The organism is Paenibacillus dendrobii, assembly GCF_009807035.1.
In the GTDB taxonomy this organism is placed as follows: domain Bacteria; phylum Bacillota; class Bacilli; order Paenibacillales; family Paenibacillaceae; genus Paenibacillus_AQ; species Paenibacillus_AQ dendrobii.
The window spans coordinates 118,424-137,913 of record NZ_WUBI01000004.1 but is presented as its reverse complement, the minus strand read 5'-3'; the positions used below and the strand labels follow the sequence as shown (position 1 = coordinate 137,913).

The following is a 19,490-nucleotide window of genomic DNA, read 5'->3' as shown; positions in this document are numbered from 1 at the left end:
TATGCGGTTCGAGGAATTGCCGACACCCTGTTTCGTAGTCGATGAAGCACTCATCGAAAAAAACCTGAATATTTTGAACGGCGTCATGCAGCGTACGGGAGCCAAAATCGTGCTGGCGCAAAAAGCCTTTTCCATGACCGCCATGTATCCTCTGATCGGGCAATACTTAAGCGGCACGACCGCGAGCGGTTTATTCGAAGCACGGCTGGGTCACGAAGAAATGGGCAAAGAAAATCATGTCTTTGCCCCTGCCTATCGTGAAGATGAAATCGACGAGATTATATCCATTTGCGACCATATCATCTTCAATTCCTTCTCCCAGTTGGAAAAGTATAAAACGAAAGCTCTTGCTGCAGGTCGAAAAGTAGGCCTTCGCATCAATCCGGAATGCTCGACGCAAGAGGGACATGAAATCTATGATCCCTGCTCGCCTGGTTCCAGATTCGGCGTCAAACGGGAGGATTTCCGGCCGGAGCTGCTCGAAGGCGTCACGGGACTGCACTTCCATACCCTGTGCCAGCAGAACTCGGACGACTTGGAGACCACGCTGAATGCCGTCGAAGACAAGTTTGGGCCATGGTTGCCGCAGATGGAATGGATCAATTTCGGCGGCGGTCACCATATCACAAGAGACGACTATGATATCCCAAGACTCGAAGCTTGCATTTCGCGAATGCAGAAACAATACGGCTTGGAAGTCTACCTTGAACCCGGAGAAGCCATCGCGCTGAATGCAGGCTATATGGTCACCTCCGTCCTGGATATCCATAAGAACGGTATTGAGATTGCGATCGTGGACACGTCGGCAACCTGTCATATGCCGGATGTTCTGGAAATGCCGTATCGTCCGCCGCTTATCGGTTCGGGCGAAGCCGGGGAGAAGCCGTACACCTACCGGCTCGGCGGTCCAACCTGCCTGACGGGTGACGTCATTGGAGACTATTCCTTTGACCAGCCTCTGAAGAACGGCGACAGATTGGTGTTCGAAGACATGGCGATCTACTCCATGGTCAAGACCAACACCTTCAACGGCATGCCGCTGCCGGCCATCGCCGTGCAGGACAAAGACGGCAATTGCCGCGTCGTGCGCGAGTTCGGCTATCAGGATTTTAAGATGAGACTGGCTTAATGAATAAAAAAACCTTAACCCTGTAAGTAAGGGTTAAGGTTTTTTTGGTTAAGTTCATTCTGCGTCTCTGTCTATTTTCAGAGCATCAGCAGCTATCGAATGGATATTAGAGTTCGACTTCTTTTCCTTCTTGCATCGAACGTTCAATAGCATCCACCACGCGCAGCGAATCAAATGCTTCTTTCGGAGTGATAATAGATTTCGTTCCGTTGGCTATATTGTTTATGAAAGCCATTAATTCTTCAGCAAGATCTCCTGAAATTTCGCCATTTGTGTAATACCAATGTCTTGAGTCAGGATAACTGATTCTTTTTTCGCTTACAAAGCGAACGCCATGATCGCATGAATCGACATATGCCACACCTTTTGTACCTACTAGCTCTAACTTGTCATCAATAATGGTAGGTGAGTTTTCTGGCAGTACCCAGCACGCTTCAAGACATGCAATTGCTCCATTTTCATAAGTGACGATGGCATAAATGACATCCTTCATGTCTTGTTCCTTGAGCAATACGCTTCTGCCTCTAGCAAATACTTTTACAGGTTCACAGCCCATGTACCAATTGATGTAGTCGATATCATGTATCATTACATGCATACTTAAATCGGAAGCACCGACATATCTTTTTGGCCCTGTAATAGGACTATTTCTTCTGCAGTACAGATGGATGATATCTCCAAGTTCTCCTTGATCCAATGCTTGTTTTACCATATTAAATCTTGGATCAAATCTCAAAAGGAATCCTACCGTAAATACTTTGTCGTAATCCTTTGTAATCTCATATAATGCTTTTCCATCTTCTAATGTTTTTGCCAATGGTTTTTCAAGCAGAATATGTTTCTTGTTTGCAACGGCAACTTCTACACACTGTCTATGCATGTTATCAGGCAAAACAATGCTAACGGCATCGATTTCCGGATCGGCTAGTAGTTCATTGTAATCCTTATAAGCTTTGCAGCCAAATTGCTCTTGAACTTCTTTACGACGTTGATCATTATATTCACACACCGCAACGAGTTCCACCATGGGTAGTTTTGAATATATTTGGGCATGATACGTTCCCATTTGACCCATTCCGATAACTCCAACTTTAATTGACACACTAATCACCCTTTCAAATGATAAAAATTCTATTCGACATTTTTCGAATACCCGATTATTGCACGTTAACAATTTCCAATAGATATCATTGTATTGATAACTACCAGTTATAGAATTTTTCGATTTAATACTTCTTCCAGTAGGTTCCATGCTTCATAACAGCTTGGTTCTGCGATGAAAGGTTCAAATCCAAAGTTTAAATACATATTGATTGCTTGATAACTCGTCGTTTGTGATGTGAGATACGCTTTGGAATGATGTTGGGCTAAGATATTCATAGCTGCACTGAGTAAGGGTTTTGAAAGTTTTTTCCCTTGGTATTCAGGAGCAACTCCAACCCAATGAATTCTACCGGATATTTCTCCATCGCCTTTCAAGTCGCCATACCATGCTGTTGTTGTACCGATGACTTCTCCATCTTTGTTCTCTATAAAAAGACAACGCTCGGTCATCTCATCAATATAAGGACCAAATTCTTTATTGAAGTGTTCTAGTGCAGCTTCCTCGGTTTTGAATTCATCTACGCTTGTTTCAACTCTAGCCCAATGATGTTCATCACCCTTTTCAAATAACCTAATTCGAAAACCATCAGGAAGGGAAAACTGAGGAATTTCCAGCGTGTTTTTTCTCACCATTTTCAGTGGAATTCTTTTCATTATTATCAACTCCTTTATCGTGTTTTAATATAAGTAAGCTTCCAGCGAATCGCTTTGGCAGTGACCATATGGGACAGTAATATTACTTATTCTCATTTCGAGCATCTTTAAAACCCATTTTTCCAACAAAACGAGAGAACAGTAGTTTCTTTTGTAAAGGCATTCAAAGAGCTCGATCATCCAGCAATCATGTTTTCCTTTCGTTTATTTACTTTTACTTGTATGGCGTTAGCCAATAAATTACCTACGTTGATTGTAGCAAGAAAAAAGGAATATTTCCACCAGAAAAATATTATAATCCGGTTTTTTTCTCTTTATTTATTGAAAAGGAATAGTTGCAGTGATATACTTTTGGAAAGAAAGCGTTGTCAAGTGATTAGGTTACCAGGTGAACAAATTTTTTTTGGGCATTAAAGGAGAATAAATCTGCCAATAATAACTAATGGGAAATTTATATTCTTCCAAAAAGCTAATATGTTTGAAGCTACTTTTTTGTTAACAAGAAATGAACATATGATTTTACTTAATACATCAAGGAGGGAAAACAGAGGAATATGTAACATTTCTTGTTTATTGATAAAGTGGTTTCTCAACTCATTATTGAAAATTAAGTTATTCTAGAGGGTTACTTTCAATAACAACTGTGGCTGATAATAAAAAAGGTTGGTGAAGCTAGCATGAAGCAGATGAACAAAGGGAACTTTTTAGATAGAATTGGTATACCAAGCGTCTTATCTTGGAGTTACTTGGGCGTTATGATCTTTATGATTGGTAATGGAGTTGAAGTAGGGTGGCTAAGCCCTTATTTAGAGGATAACGGATTAAGCATACAACAAGTGTCTACTTTATTTGGGATGTATGGATTTACTGTGGCATTATCATCCTGGTTTGCTGGAGTGTTCTTTGAAACAATTGGTGCTAAACGTACCATGCTGATTGGCTCCATTTTTTGTGTTGTTGGCATGACCGGTTTCGTAAGCCTGGGACTACGTGACATGTCTTACCCGTTCTTGTTGATCACACAGGCCATCAAAGGCTTTGGCTATCCTCTCTTCGTATATGCGTTAGCAACTTGGATTGCTTATAGAAGCCCAGCAGAAAAAGTGAGCACAGCCTATGGATGGTTTTGGTTTGTTTTCTCGGGTGGAATGAGTGTAATAGCTACTTTTTATTCTAGCTGGGCCATCAATCAATTGGGCCATATTAATACACTATGGACTACTCTCATTTTCATCATTTCTGGCTCCTTTTTTGCGTTAGTAATCAATCGCGATAACATTAAGCCTCAAGGTAAACAGAGTACCAAGGAAAATATTAAAGGCGTTCTAAAAGGAATCACTATTCTTAAAGAACGTCCTAAGTTACTTCTTAATTGTATTATTCGAATAATCAATACCATCTCTCAGTTTGCTTTTCCTGTGTATCTGCCGATGTATATGATATCTCAGGGCTTTACGACCACCCAATGGTTAAGTATATGGGGTACTGCTTTTACCAGTAATATCTTTTTCGTTTTGATCTGGGGGATCGTTGGAGACAAAATCGGATGCAAAAGAACGATCATTTGGTGCGGTGGGGTCTTAACCGGCGTATCAAGTCTTCTTCTTTTCTTCGCTCCGCAATATATTGGGGCAAACTATCCGATTTTACTTCTACTTTCGATCATTTGGGGAGCAGGCTTGGGTGGTTATGTACCTCTGGATGCCATGTCAGCGAATACGGTTGAAAAAGATAAAGGGGCCGTCATGTCCGTGTTAAACTTGGGAACAGGCTTATCTGTTCTTGCTGGCCCAGCATTAGTCGGTTTGCTTATTAATTCCATTGGAGCAAGTGGTGTTACTTGGGTGATTGCAGGATTGTATTTTGCAGGTGCTATACTAACGAACTTCTTGGATGAACCGGAAAAAGCTCCAAAAAATACAACTCAATCTGAAATGTTAATTAAAACTAAAGAAGAAAATGCTTTATAATCTCATTCATTGTGGGGATCTTGCAAACAACGTACAAAACATGACATAGACAAAACAAAAAGGTCGATTTTTCCTGAGATAAGGAATCATCGACCTTTTTTTGCTTTGGATAAGACCTTTTTATTGAATTTGCTTCTACACACGAAATCATACATCACCCTCTCAATTTAAATGTGAAATATATTCAAGGGCTGTTGTTCCATATACACTTTTAAAGTGTTTATTTAAGTGGGCTAAATCAAAAAAACCATATGCAGCTACTGCTGAATAAATATCTCTATTTTTTTCGATCAACTGCTTGGCACGTTCTACTTTGCAATTAAGGAAGTATTGGTATGGTGAAGTTCCCGTATTCGCCTTAAATAGTCGGATGAATTGAAATTTCGATAAATCAAGCTCCTTACAGATCTCATCAAGCTTGAGGACGTGCTCTAAGTTTGCATGAATCATTTCTTTGGCTTTTCCTATTATCGTGCTATCCTTCTTGTCGTCCGAAGAAAGATGGGTTTGGCCAAGGTTATCCGTCAGGGATAAGAACAATTCACTGCATAACGCCTCATCCTTTTCGCCTAATATAGCTTGAGAAAGGCTTAAAACCTGCTGTCCAAGTCGATGATCGTACACAATCGGAGTTGAAAATCGCACAATCTCCTTTTTTCCAATACCCTCTAAGAGCAATTGCGGATCAATATACAGCATCACATAATCAAGACCCGACTTATCGTGTGCCATACCGTCATGTACCTGTTCTGGATTGAAGAGCATCACGCCATTCTGATGAGACAATTGCAAGCTGCCGTCCATGTGATAATGTTGAATACCGCGCAATGTTACGCCAATGGCATACTCCTTGTGAGCGTGCTTTTTATATTTAAAATCAATCATACTTGCTGATAAAGCAGTAATACCTGCTGATTTTTTATAGATGAATTTATCCATTGCCGCACCTCTATATAAACTTAACTAAATCCAGATCATGATGGCAGCGTAAACCAATAGTATGGCCATAATGAAGCTAACCATCTTATTGTGCTTCTGCAAAAACGATTTGAAGATCGTCCCGAAAAGAACCCACGTTGTAAAAGCCAAAAAGCCGATGAACGTTATCGCAATAATACTTAGCGTCACAGAAGGCGCATCGCTATAATAGGGCATAATGAAAGTTGGAATTACAGTCAATGTAAATAATACGACCTTGGGATTTAGAAATTGCATAACGAAGCCGGATAAAAAGGTGCCCGTCTTTTTGACGGTTGGGTCCGACGAGTTCGTTTTGCAGACCAGATAAGCTAAATAGAGCATATACATGCTCCCGATTACCTGCATGGTAATGAATATTTTCGGCATGATCGTGATTAACAAATGATTCAATACAGCAGAAATCACCAGTAATAAACCAAAACCAACCGTTGCTCCATAAGTATATTTCATTGCTCTCTTGGCCCCATCCTGATGAACGGTGGACAAAATGACGATATTCGTAGGTCCCGGCGTAAAAGTAGCAATTATACAGTAAATCAAAAAAGACGTAATGTCCATGAGAACAACCCCCTTCTAGCTGTTCCCATATCCTACATCTTAAAATGAAGTGCAATATAGTATATTATTGCTGATCATGAATTTCTTCCGCCATGAGCGCGCTGTCCGTGACGGCGATTTTGACAGGCTTATATAAAGTTCTCCGTGCGAATTTTGACGTGTATAAACGGTAGATCGAATCGAAACCGCCCCTCCATGAACCGGATGAGCGGTCTTTTACATTTTACTTCTCCTGCTCCTTGATCACCTGCTCAATCCCTAGCAGAATCAGCTTCAAGCCGAACTCGAATGCTTTGTCGGTCCCCATCAGTTCGAACAGCCCGTTCGTGAACATTCTCCGGAACAGTCCCGCATCCGTCTCGCTCATGGAATTCAGAAGGTGAATCATTTCCTCACCCGGAAGCGCTTCTGCTCCCTGGTCCTTAAGAATCGCGGAAACATTGCGTTGGTGCTCATAATCGTCCAGAACGAAGTTGAAAACATAATTCATTAGCGTAAGAACCACTTGCATTTTCTGCTCTTGCTCGAGCGGCGTCGATTCCACGCAGAGAAGCATACGGTTGGTGAACCGGATGATGTCCGGCTCGTGGGGCAGCGTCGACATCATGAGCTGCGTGGAGCAAGGATACCGGCCGAGCACGCTTCGCACCGTTACCGCAAGCCCCCTCAGCTGCTCCTTCCAGTCCCCCTCGGAGTGGTATTCCTCCAGAATGATCTTCGATACCTGGTTGGCTAGACGCTGGTATAGATTCTGCTTGCTCTTGAAGTACCAGTATAGAGAGGGAGCCTGAATTCCTAGCCTGACGGCCAATCGCCTCATGCTGAATTTCTCGATGCCCTCCTCCCCAAGAAGCTCCCACGAGGTTTCCAAAATCTTATCCTCCGAAATCTGAGGCTGCTGTTTTTTCATCGTATCCGCCCTTTTATCTAACAGTGTAAGTTTGTGCTTTACAGGTTCATAAGTTCATGATATCATCTAACACTGTAAGGCACAACCTAACACCGTTAGATTAGAGTCCAAAATAAATAAAGAAAGTAGTGACCCGCATGGATGCAGAAAACCTCCATTACTTTGAAAAAGCACCGGTCGCAAAAGCCGTCGCTCACTTCGCTGTACCGATGATGCTAGGCACGTCAATGAGCGTCATCTATTCCATCTTGAATGCCTATTTCCTTGGTACACTCCACAATACAGCCATGTTAACCGCACTAGCGCTAACCTTGCCTTTATTCGCGATCATTATGGCGCTTGGCAACTTGATTGGCATGGGTAGTGGTACATTCATCTCCCGTTTGCTAGGAGAGAAAAAGGTTGATGATGTAAAGCATGTGTCTTCATTCGCCTTTTACAGCAGCTTAGTTCTCGGACTTATTGTGATGGCCGTTGGCCTCCCGTTGATCGATCCCATCGTTCATGGCCTGGGGGCAACGCCTGACTCCTTCGGATTTACGAAGGACTATGTCACGATTATGCTTATGGGTTCACCATTCGTCGTATTATTCTTCACGCTGGAGAATATCGTGCGCTCGGAGGGTGCAGCCATCACATCGATGATCGGTATGATTCTCAGTGTTGTTGTCAATATTATTCTCGATGCGTTAGTCATCTTCGTGTTCCATTGGGATGTGATCGGCGTTGCATCTGCTACAGTCATTTCTAACTTGGTTGCAAGTGTATTCTACGCCTTCCATATGAGAAATAAGAGCCCATTCTTAACTGTCTCCGTCAAGTGGTTCAAGGCCACCAAGGAGATTCTAAGCAATGTATTCAAAATCGGAGTTCCCGTCTTTATTATGAGTATCTTCTTGGGCGCCATGTCGCTCATCTTTAACCATTTTCTTGTTGAATATGGAGATCCGGCCGTAGCGGCTTACGGAATTTCATCACGTTTATTGCAATTTCCAGAGTTTATTCTGATGGGATTATGCGAGGGAGTCGTGCCGCTCATTGCTTTCTCTTTTACAGCGAATAAATTACGCATGAAGCACACCATTGGATTTACGATCAAAACGATTGTGGCGTTAGCCGTCGTGTTCGGCGTCATCGTCTATCTGATTTCCGACCACTTAATTGGTTTATTTACGCATGACCCGCAATTAATCGAAATGGGCAGCTACATTCTGCATGTGACGTTCTTATCCTTGTTCATTACAGGAATGACCACGTTGTTCACAGGGATCTTTCAAGCAACAGCGCAAGGAACGGCCGCATTTATTATGTCAATTATTCAAGGAATTACGCTGATTCCTGTGCTCTATATCGCCAATCACATGAACGGCTTCCACGGGGTGGTCTGGTCGCTCGTCATTGCCGATGCCGTCGCGTTCCTTGTGGGTGCCATCATGCTGTATGTTCTGCGATCCAAATTACAGCCGGATTTGGATAGTTTAGTACAGTAAGAAACCTATCACAGGCAAAAAGGCAGGATCGGGGCAATCCCCGATCCTGCCTTTTTGAGGTACAAATGAAAATTCCATACCCTATTTTTTGTTGCACTCAGAGTATTTCTTCGTGCCCTTTCAGAGCATGCTCGATTCGCTTATCCGGCATAAACCAGATTACGGCAACGAGTACAAAAAAGAAGCCAGATATCCAAGGACTCACATATGCGGTCAAGGCCGCTGCCAGGTAGAGTATGGGGGATACCTTTCCTTTCCAGTCTCTTCCCATCGCCAAAAAGAATGAGGAATCGCTGGAATGCTGGTTAATAATCGCCCGCTGAAGCAGCCAATACGAAAATGCTGCGAGTAGTAGTATAATACCGTACAGTGCTGTAGGAGTGGCTCCAAAGTGGCTTTCCCCCATCCAAGCCGTCGTAAACGGGATAAGGGATAACCAGAATAGAAGCAGCAAATTGAGCCACATCAATGGTCCGTTCATTGTTCGAACCATATGCAGCAGATGATGATGATTGTTCCAGTAGATGCCGATATACACGAAGCTAAAGATGTAGCTAAGAATCTTGGGGCCGAGCGCGATCAGCGCATTCCAGTCATGGCCTTCCGGCACTTTAAATTCCAGCACCATGATCGTAATGATTATCGCCAGTACGCCATCGCTGAACGCTTCCATCCGATTCGCTTTCATTATGTCTCACCCTCTCTCGCTTCTCGCGCTATCTGTAACGGCAGGTTTAAAGGCCATCCTTAACGGGTGGCCTTTTTGGAGTCTCGCTATCTAGATCGTCTAAAGTTATTAACGGGACGATTTTTGTCTAAACGTTTATTTTTGAGCATCAAGAATAAACATCGATGCATCCTGCCCCATGAATATTTTACTTCCAGTATAACAAGTTTTGGATTGAATATGTCCATAACCAATTTTCTTCATAATGTCAGTTAACTCCTCTTGATGAAATCCGTTATGAACGATATCTGAAACGATATTTTCATTTTTATTAAAATCTACGATTAGCAAATGTCCTCCTTCATTAAGAACATCAAATAATCTTGATAGAACGAATTCAACATCATCAATATGGAGTAGAACCTGAGCCATAAAAATATAATCAGCCCGTAAATCGGATAAACCTTCCGTTTCAAAATCAAAACATAGCGTATCGGCATTCTGAATATTGAAATCGGAAATTTTTTGCTTGATTTGATTAACCATGTTTGGTGAAGTATCCAGAAAAAGCACAGAATTAAAATCGTTTAACAGGTTCATTCCGACAAGACCCGTTCCACACCCAAAATCAATCGCATTCTTACTTTTGGTGTCAATTAAATATTCACGAATGGCATCAGATGATACCTTTGCGATTTGAATTCTTTCAGGAGTGTCATATATGTTCGCTATCATTTCAAACTTGTCCGTATTTCCCATGTTAACCTCTCCAATCTGCCTTAATAAAGAATGTTGAGTACAATAAAACTTGCGTTACTTAGGGTACGGTTCATCGTATCATCTATATTGCGAAATTAAAAGACACTCGTCCGGGTGCCTCTTAGCTGTCGTCAAGGTGATTGAGTGTGAGTTCCGTAGTTCTGCATTATTCTTACCCCAAAAAAGCTCATTCATGAATGATTTCTGCCATGATGCATGAACATATTAACCATATCCCTCATTCAGGCGAAAATGAAGCTTTCGGGGTCTCTTGTAGGCTCCATAGAACGGTCTATATCCGATCTGACGCTTGTCCAGTTCTCGCTAATTCTACGATTCAAATGTAATCAGGTCAGTTTCATATCCAACAAACGCAAGATTATCGTCAACGCTTCTGCTCGCGAAGCTTCCGCGCTCGGCGCGAACTTGCCGCCACTGCGTCCTTGCAGCACACCCACCTGTCTAAGCGCTTCCGCTGTACCTCTCGCCCACGTCGGTATACTCGCGTCGTCTGCGAACCCGGAGTTCGTCAGTGACGGTTCAACCCCGAATGCCTTGGCGACCATAACTGCCATCTCTGCGCGAGTAATTCGCTCATTGGGTCGGAAGCTGCCGTCCGGATAACCACTCACGATATTCACTGCCGCAGCTTGCGCAATCGCTGACTTCGCCCAATCTCCAACCGTGAACGCATCGGAGAAGGTGTGACCACCGCCTTTGTTCTCGCTTTGCCCGATCGCCTTCATCAGCATCACGACGAACTCCGCCCGCGTCACCGATGCGTTCGGATGGAACGTTCCATCGGGGTAGCCACTCACGATGTTGCTCATTATGGCTTGTCGAATCTGCTTCTCCGCCCAATGCCCGGAGATATCGGACAATTCGATCGCTTCGTCCCGCTTCACCACATTCCGATGAATCGTGATCGTATACGTCTTTGTCGTCCCGTCTTCCGCTTGAACGATCAGTTCAAGCAGGTTACCGCCTGCCTTCAAGCTCAGGTTCTTGTCGCTACCCAGCGCTTCTCCGTTAAGCTTCAACGATAGTCTCGCTGATGCTTGCGCCGTTATAGCTCTCAATTCAATCTGACTGGCTTCCGTTTCCGTCGTGTAGGATGTTGTCCCTGACTTGATAAGTGGAATCATCTGGTCATTCGCCCATAGTTCCAGCTTGCTGAGATCCGTATTGTTGGACAGAGACGGCCTGCCTCCTCCCCCTACAGTCATTCCCTCAGCAGCAATCACCTTCACCGTACGACTGACGCGCTCAGCCGCGTTCCCCGCACGATCGCTAACGTCATAATTAATCGTATATTGTCCCGGCTTACTCGTATCTATAATGCCATCGGATACAATCACTTGCGCGGTCACATCACCATCATAATTGTCCATGGCGCTGTAGCCGGGATCCGTATATGACGTTCCAAGACGAACTTCGACCACCGCATCGCCTTTCAAGACGATAACGGGTTTCTCACGGTCAATATTCGTCACTTCCAACTGTTTCACCACTTGATTGCCGGCATGGTCGCTCGCATATACACTAATCCAGCCATTGTCCGGTACAACGATGTCTGCTTCACCATCCGTGATCGATAGCGGCGTTCCTCCAGCAGCAAAATAGCTTATGTCCTGCTGACCTTGCCCCACCTTTAACTCTTCAATCCCGCTCTGGGCATACACGGCAGCAGTAACAGAGACATTTCCTTGCGTCGGTTCCTTTGGTGCGATCGTCAGCAGTATCGTAGGTTTATCCGTATAGATGTTCGTAACTTGAATCGTCGCTACGCTCTCGTTACCTGCGGCATCCTTCGCATACACCGTATAGGTTCCGTTCTCATCTACCTCGAAGCTCTCGTTAAACAAGGTTCCACCTGTTCCAAAATAAGCTGCTGGATAATCGCCACTTGCCCATTTCGTCACTTCAATCTCGCTCTGCGCATCATTAACAGCCGCCGTAACCATAACATACTGATTCGTAGGATCGGTTAAATCCACACTTATTTGAATGTCGGGAGAAGTCTGATCGACTTTAAAGGCATTCGAATGATCGTAAGATTCAAATCCGTTATGATCCGTAAATCGAACATGCAGATACCATTCCCCCGTCTCCAAAGGCGTAACGATCGAATCTCCGCTCTTGAATGCCTTCCAACCGCTAGAATCCGGGCGATCTACCGACTGAGCCCACTTAAATGCTAGCGATCCATCGATATAAGACGAGGCCGTCACAACACCTGAATGAGATTGTGCCCATGTCGAGTTGCTGTTAGGATCGATTGAAACAGTCCATATATCTTTGAAATTATATCCAATAGCTTTAGCGTAGTTCCTTGCATTGTCATAACCAATAAACGTTGGAAATTTATTGCTTGAAAATGCATCAACTCCAAACGTTGTTAGAGATGTACTTTCAATAATGATGCTGCTTATTTGGTTAACCGCAAAAGCAGCATTCCCTATGCTGGTTATACTATTTGGGATGGTCAGGCTAGTTAATTGATTAGATAAAAAGGCAGCATCCCCTATGCTGGTTACACCGTTCAGGATGTTTACGCTCCTTATTTGGTTATACGCAAAGGCAGCATCCCCTATACTGGTTACACTATTTGGGATAGTCACGCTGCTTATTTGGTTATCCGTAAAGGCATAATCACTTATACTGGTTACACTATTCGGGATAGTCACGCTACTTAATTGGTTATTCGTAAAGGCATACTCACCTATACTGGTTACACTATTTGGGATAGTCACGCTACTTAATTGGTTATTCGTAAAGGCATACTCACCTATACTGGTTACACTATTCGGGATGGTCACGCTGCTTAATTGGTTATGATAAAAGGCATAATCACCTATACTGGTTACACTATTCGGGATGATCACGCTGCTTACACGTTTATCCGAAAAGGCATAATTCCCTATACTGATTACCTTTAATAATCCAATCGATGAAGGAATTTCAACGGCTCCGCCAGACTTCTTATAACCCGTAATCGTGGCCGTTCTGTTTCCATTGTCAACATATTCATAATCACCGAACACTTCGGCAGCCTTCGCTTCCCGAATCCCCGCACCGGGCCATGCTCCCAGTAAAATCACAGTCAGAACGATCATGGAGATCCATATTTTCCGCCAATTCAATACATACTCGTTCATTGGATAATCACACATCCTTCATTCCTTTTAGGGTTACACCCTTATATCCCTACCTCAATTCAGCACTATTCCTCAATCTACCATTCAAGCAACGGCGCAATCAAGACAACTAAAGTTGGTATTTAAGCATAATAGACTGGAAACCCTTATGGATTCCAGCCCATATGAATGCTTATATTGGCGTCGAATGAGGCAAAATGCTAGAACGGAAATCACCAGTTGCATTGCGACAAACACGGTGGAGTATTCTGCTACCATTCACTGTTTAGTTTGAGCATCGCCGTTTCCACTTTCTCGACCAGACAAGAACATGGCGGGAAAAAAGGATACCGCCGCAAACCCGACCGACCACCAGAAAGCTGTTTGATACGCATGGGATAGTGAAGAAAGGCTCGCTCCCGCTCCTCCCTTCAATTGTTGTCCGATAACGGTCGCCAAGACGGCTGAGCCGAATGCGCCTCCGATCGTCTGAAAGATGCGCGTCGAGATACTTGCATGTGGAATTTGTTCCTTCCGTAATCCTTTATACGCGGAAACCATAATTGGAATCAGAATACCATTTAACGCCGCACCCCGCACAAGCTGCGCCGCGCCCAGCAGGAAATGGTTTGTATCCGCCCCCGCGAAGGCAAAGGGAATGCTGGCCACAAACGTCACCGCCAAGCTGAAGAGTACGATACTTCGGGGTCCAACCCGATCGGCCAATCCCCCAATCCAGCTTCGTGTGATCAGCATCCCTACCCCTTGAGGGATTAATAGAAGTCCCGTCATCAGCACGCTTTCGCCGCGAACCTGTTCGTAATAGAGCGGGAGCAGCAGAAGCACCCCGTTCATCACCATACCCGAGAGGAACAAGGTGACGTTCGACGCCAGGAAATGCCGGGAACGGAATAAATGCAAATCAAGCAGCGGAGGGCGGCTTGAACGCAAGGCATATACGATGTATGCAGCCAACAGGAGAAGTCCGGCTGCCAGTGGAACAAGCACTCCCGCCGAGATTAGTTGTCCCTGAGAACTAATTTTCGAAATGCCATAAATCAGAACCGCGAACGAGGGGGACAATAGAAGGAACCCAATCACGTCGAGTCTCGGTTTGTTTTGGGAAGACTCATCTCTCGGAATATGTCTCCAAGTCAGCCAGAGAGCAACCATCATGATTGGAATATTCACGTAGAAGATCCAGCGCCAGCTCAGATTGTCCATGATGAGCCCGCCAATGACCGGGCCGAGAATCGGACCAAGCAGCGCCGGAATGCTAATAATGGAAATCAGCCTGCCAAGGCTGCGGCCTCCTGCCGATTGAACGAGCACGTTCTGCATCGTCGGGATAAGCAGTCCCGCGCCTATCCCTTGAATCAACCGAAAGCCGATCAGACTGCCGGTGTTCCAAGCCAGGGAGCATAAAAGGGAAGAAATGAGAAACACCCATAGGGAGAACATATACACGTTCCTCCCGCCAAACCGCCCAATCGCCCAACCCGAAATCGGAACCGCCAGCCCCATCGTCAGTACATAACCCGTGATCACCCACTGAATTGCCGACACCGTACTGTGCAAGTTAGTTGCAAGCGTATTAATCGCCACATTGACCATTGTTGAATCCAGCTGAGATGCGATAGCGCCGAATACCAGAATAAGTGCAACTTTCAAAATTCCGCGATCTATTTTTTCTTTGGGTGGCTTTGTTGCCTTCGCTTGAATATTAGCCATTGTTACCCACCTCTCATCATTTAAGGTACAGTACGTACCGTACCTTATTTGGTTATAATATTATCATTCGGATGAAAATGCAATATACTATTTACAAGAGCCCACATGACCGAATGAAATTCAGCTTGGAAGAAGGAATACGATATGGCGGAACAATCGAAAGATCGCAAGGGGAATACTGAGGGAGAACAACATACAACAAAGTCGCGGCGGCGCGGAGACGTTCTGGAGAATGCCATCCTTTCAGCCGCGTGGGAGGAATTGAGGGAAACCGGCTATTCTCGATTGACGATGGAAGCTGTCGCCGCACGGGCGAAGACGAATAAGAATGCCGTTTATAGAAGGTGGCCAAGCAAGGCAAAGCTGGTCGTCGCTTCTCTTATGAAACATACGCCCAAGCCTTCCCTTGAAGCTCCAGATACAGGGAATCTGAGAGAAGATGTGCTTACCTTGCTGGAGAGAATTATTAAGCCCATACAGATGATCGGGGCTGAGACGATTCACGGACTGATGGGCGAATTCCACGGGGACGAGATTCATTCCAAGATGACATTGCCTCCGAGATCGGAGGATATACTCGCCATAGCCATGAAAAGTATCCTGCTCAACGCGGAGCGGCGAGGCGAGGTGAAGCTCGAGGAGCTGCCGGATCGCGTCATCACCCTTCCTGTTGACCTGATAAGATTCGAGCTGCTTACGACTCACACACCGCTGACCGATGAGGCCGTTGTCGAGATCGTGGACGCGATCTTCCTGCCTCTCGTGCAAAAACCTAACAGACAAGGATGAACGGAGACCATCGGTTCATCCTTGTTTGATTTAGTTGTGGAATTGGCTTCGGCAAACATCATCGAAAAAAAGAGTGTCCCTCCGTCATTTTATGACTTTTGAGACACCCTCTGTTTTCATGAACCTTCTAGTACACTTATTTGATTTCTTGCATAAATTGTCTGAAGTTTTCAGCGATTTCTTTTGACCGGAGATGGTGTAGATAATGTCCGCCTTCCAATGTCACCATTTTTCCCTGTACAGAATTTTTGACTTGTTCTTCATGGAGCGGTATCCATCCTTCATTGCTTGTATTACCCGCATCTACAAATAAAATAAGGGGAAGTTCTTTTGGGAATGTTGAATGCCCGGCCCCTTTAAAATTGGATGAAATATTCCCCAATTCATTCAAGGTAGATTCATTATACATATTTTTAAGCGTAATCATTCTCATTTGTTCTTTGGTTTCTTCATCAAACGGCAGTCCAGCATAGGGGTCAGAACCCAGTTTCAGCATCAATCTGCCGAAACCTGATTGTTTAAGTAATTTAAACGTTGTTATCGGGAATTCGACATCCATACCCGCTTGCGTTGGAACACTGCTATCGATTCCGGCAAATGCACGCACCTCGTCCGGATATTTGTTTACATAAGCCATCCCGTAAATGCCCGCAATAGAATGGCCCATTAACGTGTAACAGTCAATATTGAGCTGCTGTAAAGCTTCATGAATTTCACTTACAATATTGTCCGTATTCCGCTCTTTATCCGTTAGATCACTTAGCCCATAACCGAAAGGCTCAATCGCGACGACTCTGAAATAGGGAGACAGCCCCTCGATTAGTCCCTTAAAATCAAGAGCTGGTGCAGCTGTTCCATAACCCGGCAGGAGCACGACGGTTTCATCGCCTTTTCCTTGAATCAAAACATTCATTTTTTTCCCATCCACAGGTACGAACTGGCCATAGGATTGTATTTTTCCTTGCTCTATTTTGCTGCTGATCTTATCAACGATAAAAACAACGGCTATAAAAAGTAAAATGGCTATAGCTACAGCTGCTAAGGATTTAAGGATCATGCGAAGCGGTTTACTCATCCTCTTTTTCGTTGCCTCTTCTTTTCGTTCCATTCGTATCTTCTCCTGTTCTCGCCGTTTATTCCGGCTATCTTATCGTCTGCTAAGGAGAGTTTACACGACGAAAATGTACTGCCTGTGACGACAATATTAACGCAGTATGAACAAGCAAAAAAAATGTTACGGCATCACATGCAAAAGCTTGCACATGATGCCGTAACACGGAGAATGAATTACTCTGTCAGCATTGTGATTGGCAAGATGATAATGACGTTCGTTCCTCGCCCAGGTTCGCTCTCCACTCGGATGTCACCTTGATGAAGCGACACAATCTGTTTAACGATGGCCAATCCCATACCGCTGCCGCCAAACTTGCGGCTATGGGAGCGGTCAGCCTTAAAGAACCGTTCGAAGATACGCTTCTGGTCCTCGGAAGAAATACCAATGCCTGTGTCGGATATTCGAACTGTCACGTTTTTGATATCTTGTTTCATGCTGATGCTAATAACGCCGCCATCAGCGGAAAATTTTATGCTATTGCCGATGATGTTCGTCCATACCTGGTTTAATTGATCATGATCTCCCATGATCCGAATAGCCCTCATATTAAGCTCGAAACGGATGTTGCGAGCCGACCATTGCGGCTGGATCGCGACGATGACTCGCCTGATCTGTTCATCCAGGCTGAACGTGACCAACCGCAACTGCTGAGATTGCGATTCAAGCAAACTCAGCTTTAGCAGGCTGTCGCTCATCTTGGACATCCGGTCTGCTTCAGCGATGATAATATCGAGATAACGGCTCCTCTCATCATCTGTGATATCTGCTTGTTTGAGTGCCAGAGCATAACCGGATATCGAGGTGAGCGGCGATTGAACTTCGTGCGACACGTTCGATACAAATTCCCTGCGCATCTGTTCAAGCTGCTGCAGATCATGCATCATTTCTTCGAAGCTTCGAGCCAAAGTACCCAATTCACCCTGTTGCTTAATGTTCAGCTTGACGTTGAAATCACCACCTGCTATTTGCCTGGTCGCTTTTGTCAGCTTTTTGATCGGTCGGACCAGGAACATGGCAGCAACCAGAATCAATAAACTTCCTGTTGCCAACGAAAAGATTAAAAAGTTCCAAATCCACTTTATGATAAAAGGGGCGGAAGGGGGGCCGATCGGTTCTATAAACATGGCTTTCGTGCCCGTATCAGTTGTAAACGGCAGCCCTAAGAGAGTCGTAGAGATCCCACTCGGATTAACTTGAACAACTTCTCCGGCCAGTACTTTCTTCACTTGTTCCATCGTCACAGTGGCTGGTTGATGTCCGTTGAGTGTTGTTCCATAAGACTGGAGCCTGCCTGATTCTTCGTAAATTCGAAGATGATAGTATTTGAGCTGATCCATTCCGCTTACGAATGCATCCGCTTCATGTAACGGGAGTGTATTGTAAATCCGGGCGATGTCCTGACCGAAGTAAAACAAGGGGATTTGCAAATTTTCATTTAATTTATCTCTAAACACCCAAGTTGCCACAAAAAAGGAAATGACCGTCCCCCCGATGACGGAGACTAGAAATGTCAGGACAACTCGTGTATATAAGGATTTGATCATTCGCAAACCTCAAGCCGGTAGCCAAGCCCGCGCACCGTCTCGATCTGAAAATCGGGTGTAGCTGCGAACCGTTCGCGCAGGCGTCTAATATGGACGTCTATCGTTCGACTATCTCCAGCGTAATCGATCCCCCACACTTGATCGATCAATTGCTCGCGCGTATAGACCTGTCCGGGTGTTCCTGCCAGCTTATATAGCAATTCGAACTCCTTGAGTGGCAGCGTGAACGACTCCGTCCCTCTCATCACCTTATAGGTCTGCCGATCAAGGGTGACATTGCCGAACTGGATCATCTGCGTGGAGCCAATCCGGTATCGTTTCAGTAATGCCCTGACACGAACCGTCAACTCCAACGGATCGAATGGTTTCGTCAAATAATCATCCGTCCCCAGATCGAAGCCCTTCACTTTCTCCCATGTTTCGCCTCGCGCAGTCAGCATCAGTAACGGAAGATCCGGATTGGCTCTTCTGAGCTCCTTACATAACGCCCAACCATCCATCATCGGCATCATAATATCGAGCACGACAAGATCGACATGCGTCGAGGCGTAGATGGCCAGCGCTTCCTTGCCGTCCGCGGCTTCGACTGTTGCAAATCCGTCGTTGCGCAGAAATAAACAGACCAGTTCGCGAATGTTTGCATCGTCATCAGCAACCAGTATCGTAGGCATCTCTTCCCTCTTTTCCCTGTTTCTATCTCATGTTAAGTATCTATTATAAGATAAAAAAATGGAATTCCCCTATTCTTTCTCAAATCAAGGAGTATATTAAAAAGCACAAATAGACGAGTATACCATCGTACTCCATTCATTATGTTTGCCCCGAACTGGCTGTAAGACTTTTTGGTATGGTATACATGTGAACAAGAAAAAAAGGTACGTTTGTCTGTTGGTCGCAAGGATACGGCAGCTTATGATGCTGTTCCTCAAACAAAAAAAGAACCACCCTCGTAG

At 44.7% G+C, this 19,490-nt stretch carries 16 protein-coding genes; 4 read left to right on the top strand and 12 right to left on the bottom strand.

From position 1 onward, the window contains the following. Nucleotide 1 precedes the first annotated feature (1 nt). The gene (gene nspC / locus GRF59_RS21980; protein ID WP_160499866.1) at nucleotides 2–1,129 is read left to right on the top strand and encodes a carboxynorspermidine decarboxylase; all 1,128 of its coding nucleotides are present in this window, start codon (nucleotides 2–4) and stop codon (nucleotides 1,127–1,129) included. A gap of 106 nt (nucleotides 1,130–1,235) precedes the next feature. On the opposite strand, the gene GRF59_RS21975 is transcribed toward nspC, so the two are convergent. Both GRF59_RS21975 and GRF59_RS21970 read right to left on the bottom strand, forming a co-directional pair. Continuing rightward, nucleotides 1,236–2,237, bottom strand: coding sequence for a Gfo/Idh/MocA family oxidoreductase (locus GRF59_RS21975; RefSeq protein WP_160500272.1), 1,002 nt, complete (start codon nucleotides 2,235–2,237; stop codon nucleotides 1,236–1,238). 101 nt (nucleotides 2,238–2,338) lie between these two features. Next, nucleotides 2,339–2,887, bottom strand: a complete 549-nt coding sequence (locus tag GRF59_RS21970) for a GNAT family N-acetyltransferase (RefSeq protein WP_160499865.1) — start codon at nucleotides 2,885–2,887, stop codon at nucleotides 2,339–2,341. Between the two features lie 677 nt (nucleotides 2,888–3,564). Here GRF59_RS21970 and GRF59_RS21965 point away from each other — a divergent pair. Next, on the top strand, nucleotides 3,565–4,857 hold the full coding sequence (locus GRF59_RS21965) for an MFS transporter (RefSeq protein ID WP_160499864.1): 1,293 nt from the start codon (nucleotides 3,565–3,567) through the stop codon (nucleotides 4,855–4,857). 162 nt (nucleotides 4,858–5,019) lie between these two features. Here GRF59_RS21965 and GRF59_RS21960 read toward each other — a convergent pair whose 3' ends face one another. The 3 genes from GRF59_RS21960 to GRF59_RS21950 all read right to left on the bottom strand — a co-directional run bounded on the left by GRF59_RS21960 (nucleotide 5,020) and on the right by GRF59_RS21950 (nucleotide 7,306). Next, the gene (locus GRF59_RS21960) at nucleotides 5,020–5,796 is read right to left on the bottom strand and encodes an AraC family transcriptional regulator (protein WP_160499863.1); all 777 of its coding nucleotides are present in this window, start codon (nucleotides 5,794–5,796) and stop codon (nucleotides 5,020–5,022) included. Nucleotides 5,797–5,820: 24 nt separating this feature from the next. Continuing rightward, a complete protein-coding gene (locus GRF59_RS21955) occupies nucleotides 5,821–6,396 on the bottom strand; it encodes a LysE family translocator (protein ID WP_160499862.1) in 576 nt (191 codons plus the stop codon). Between the two features lie 223 nt (nucleotides 6,397–6,619). Next, complete coding sequence (locus GRF59_RS21950; RefSeq protein WP_160499861.1) at nucleotides 6,620–7,306, bottom strand: TetR/AcrR family transcriptional regulator; 687 nt, start codon at nucleotides 7,304–7,306, stop codon at nucleotides 6,620–6,622. Between the two features lie 137 nt (nucleotides 7,307–7,443). Here GRF59_RS21950 and GRF59_RS21945 point away from each other — a divergent pair, with 137 nt between their 5' ends. Further along, a complete protein-coding gene (locus tag GRF59_RS21945) occupies nucleotides 7,444–8,796 on the top strand; it encodes an MATE family efflux transporter (RefSeq protein ID WP_160499860.1) in 1,353 nt (450 codons plus the stop codon). Nucleotides 8,797–8,893: 97 nt separating this feature from the next. On the opposite strand, the gene GRF59_RS21940 is transcribed toward GRF59_RS21945, so the two are convergent. The 4 genes from GRF59_RS21940 to GRF59_RS21925 all read right to left on the bottom strand — a co-directional run bounded on the left by GRF59_RS21940 (nucleotide 8,894) and on the right by GRF59_RS21925 (nucleotide 15,090). Then, a complete protein-coding gene (locus GRF59_RS21940; RefSeq protein ID WP_160499859.1) occupies nucleotides 8,894–9,484 on the bottom strand; it encodes a TMEM175 family protein in 591 nt (196 codons plus the stop codon). Between the two features lie 135 nt (nucleotides 9,485–9,619). Further along, nucleotides 9,620–10,222: a class I SAM-dependent methyltransferase gene (locus GRF59_RS21935; RefSeq protein ID WP_160499858.1), complete on the bottom strand. Its 603-nt coding sequence runs from the start codon at nucleotides 10,220–10,222 to the stop codon at nucleotides 9,620–9,622. Between the two features lie 347 nt (nucleotides 10,223–10,569). After that, nucleotides 10,570–13,380, bottom strand: a complete 2,811-nt coding sequence (locus GRF59_RS21930) for a leucine-rich repeat protein (protein WP_160499857.1) — start codon at nucleotides 13,378–13,380, stop codon at nucleotides 10,570–10,572. A 258-nt stretch (nucleotides 13,381–13,638) separates the two neighbouring features. Then, the gene (locus GRF59_RS21925; protein ID WP_160499856.1) at nucleotides 13,639–15,090 is read right to left on the bottom strand and encodes an MDR family MFS transporter; all 1,452 of its coding nucleotides are present in this window, start codon (nucleotides 15,088–15,090) and stop codon (nucleotides 13,639–13,641) included. 144 nt (nucleotides 15,091–15,234) lie between these two features. On the opposite strand from GRF59_RS21925, the gene GRF59_RS21920 reads away from it, so the two are divergent. Beyond that, nucleotides 15,235–15,879 (top strand): TetR/AcrR family transcriptional regulator, encoded by a 645-nt coding sequence (locus tag GRF59_RS21920; RefSeq protein WP_160499855.1) that lies wholly within the window; start codon nucleotides 15,235–15,237, stop codon nucleotides 15,877–15,879. A gap of 136 nt (nucleotides 15,880–16,015) precedes the next feature. Here the strand turns inward: GRF59_RS21920 and GRF59_RS21915 are convergent, their stop codons facing one another. The 3 genes from GRF59_RS21915 to GRF59_RS21905 all read right to left on the bottom strand — a co-directional run bounded on the left by GRF59_RS21915 (nucleotide 16,016) and on the right by GRF59_RS21905 (nucleotide 19,208). Next, entirely contained in the window at nucleotides 16,016–16,954 is a 939-nt protein-coding gene (locus GRF59_RS21915) for an alpha/beta hydrolase (RefSeq protein ID WP_423802981.1), read from the bottom strand. 212 nt (nucleotides 16,955–17,166) lie between these two features. Continuing rightward, the gene (locus tag GRF59_RS21910) at nucleotides 17,167–18,537 is read right to left on the bottom strand and encodes a sensor histidine kinase (RefSeq protein ID WP_160499853.1); all 1,371 of its coding nucleotides are present in this window, start codon (nucleotides 18,535–18,537) and stop codon (nucleotides 17,167–17,169) included. Then, the gene (locus tag GRF59_RS21905; protein WP_160499852.1) at nucleotides 18,534–19,208 is read right to left on the bottom strand and encodes a response regulator transcription factor; all 675 of its coding nucleotides are present in this window, start codon (nucleotides 19,206–19,208) and stop codon (nucleotides 18,534–18,536) included. Before GRF59_RS21905 ends, GRF59_RS21910 begins: the two co-directional genes overlap by 4 nt. Between the last annotated feature and the right edge of the window lie 282 nt (nucleotides 19,209–19,490).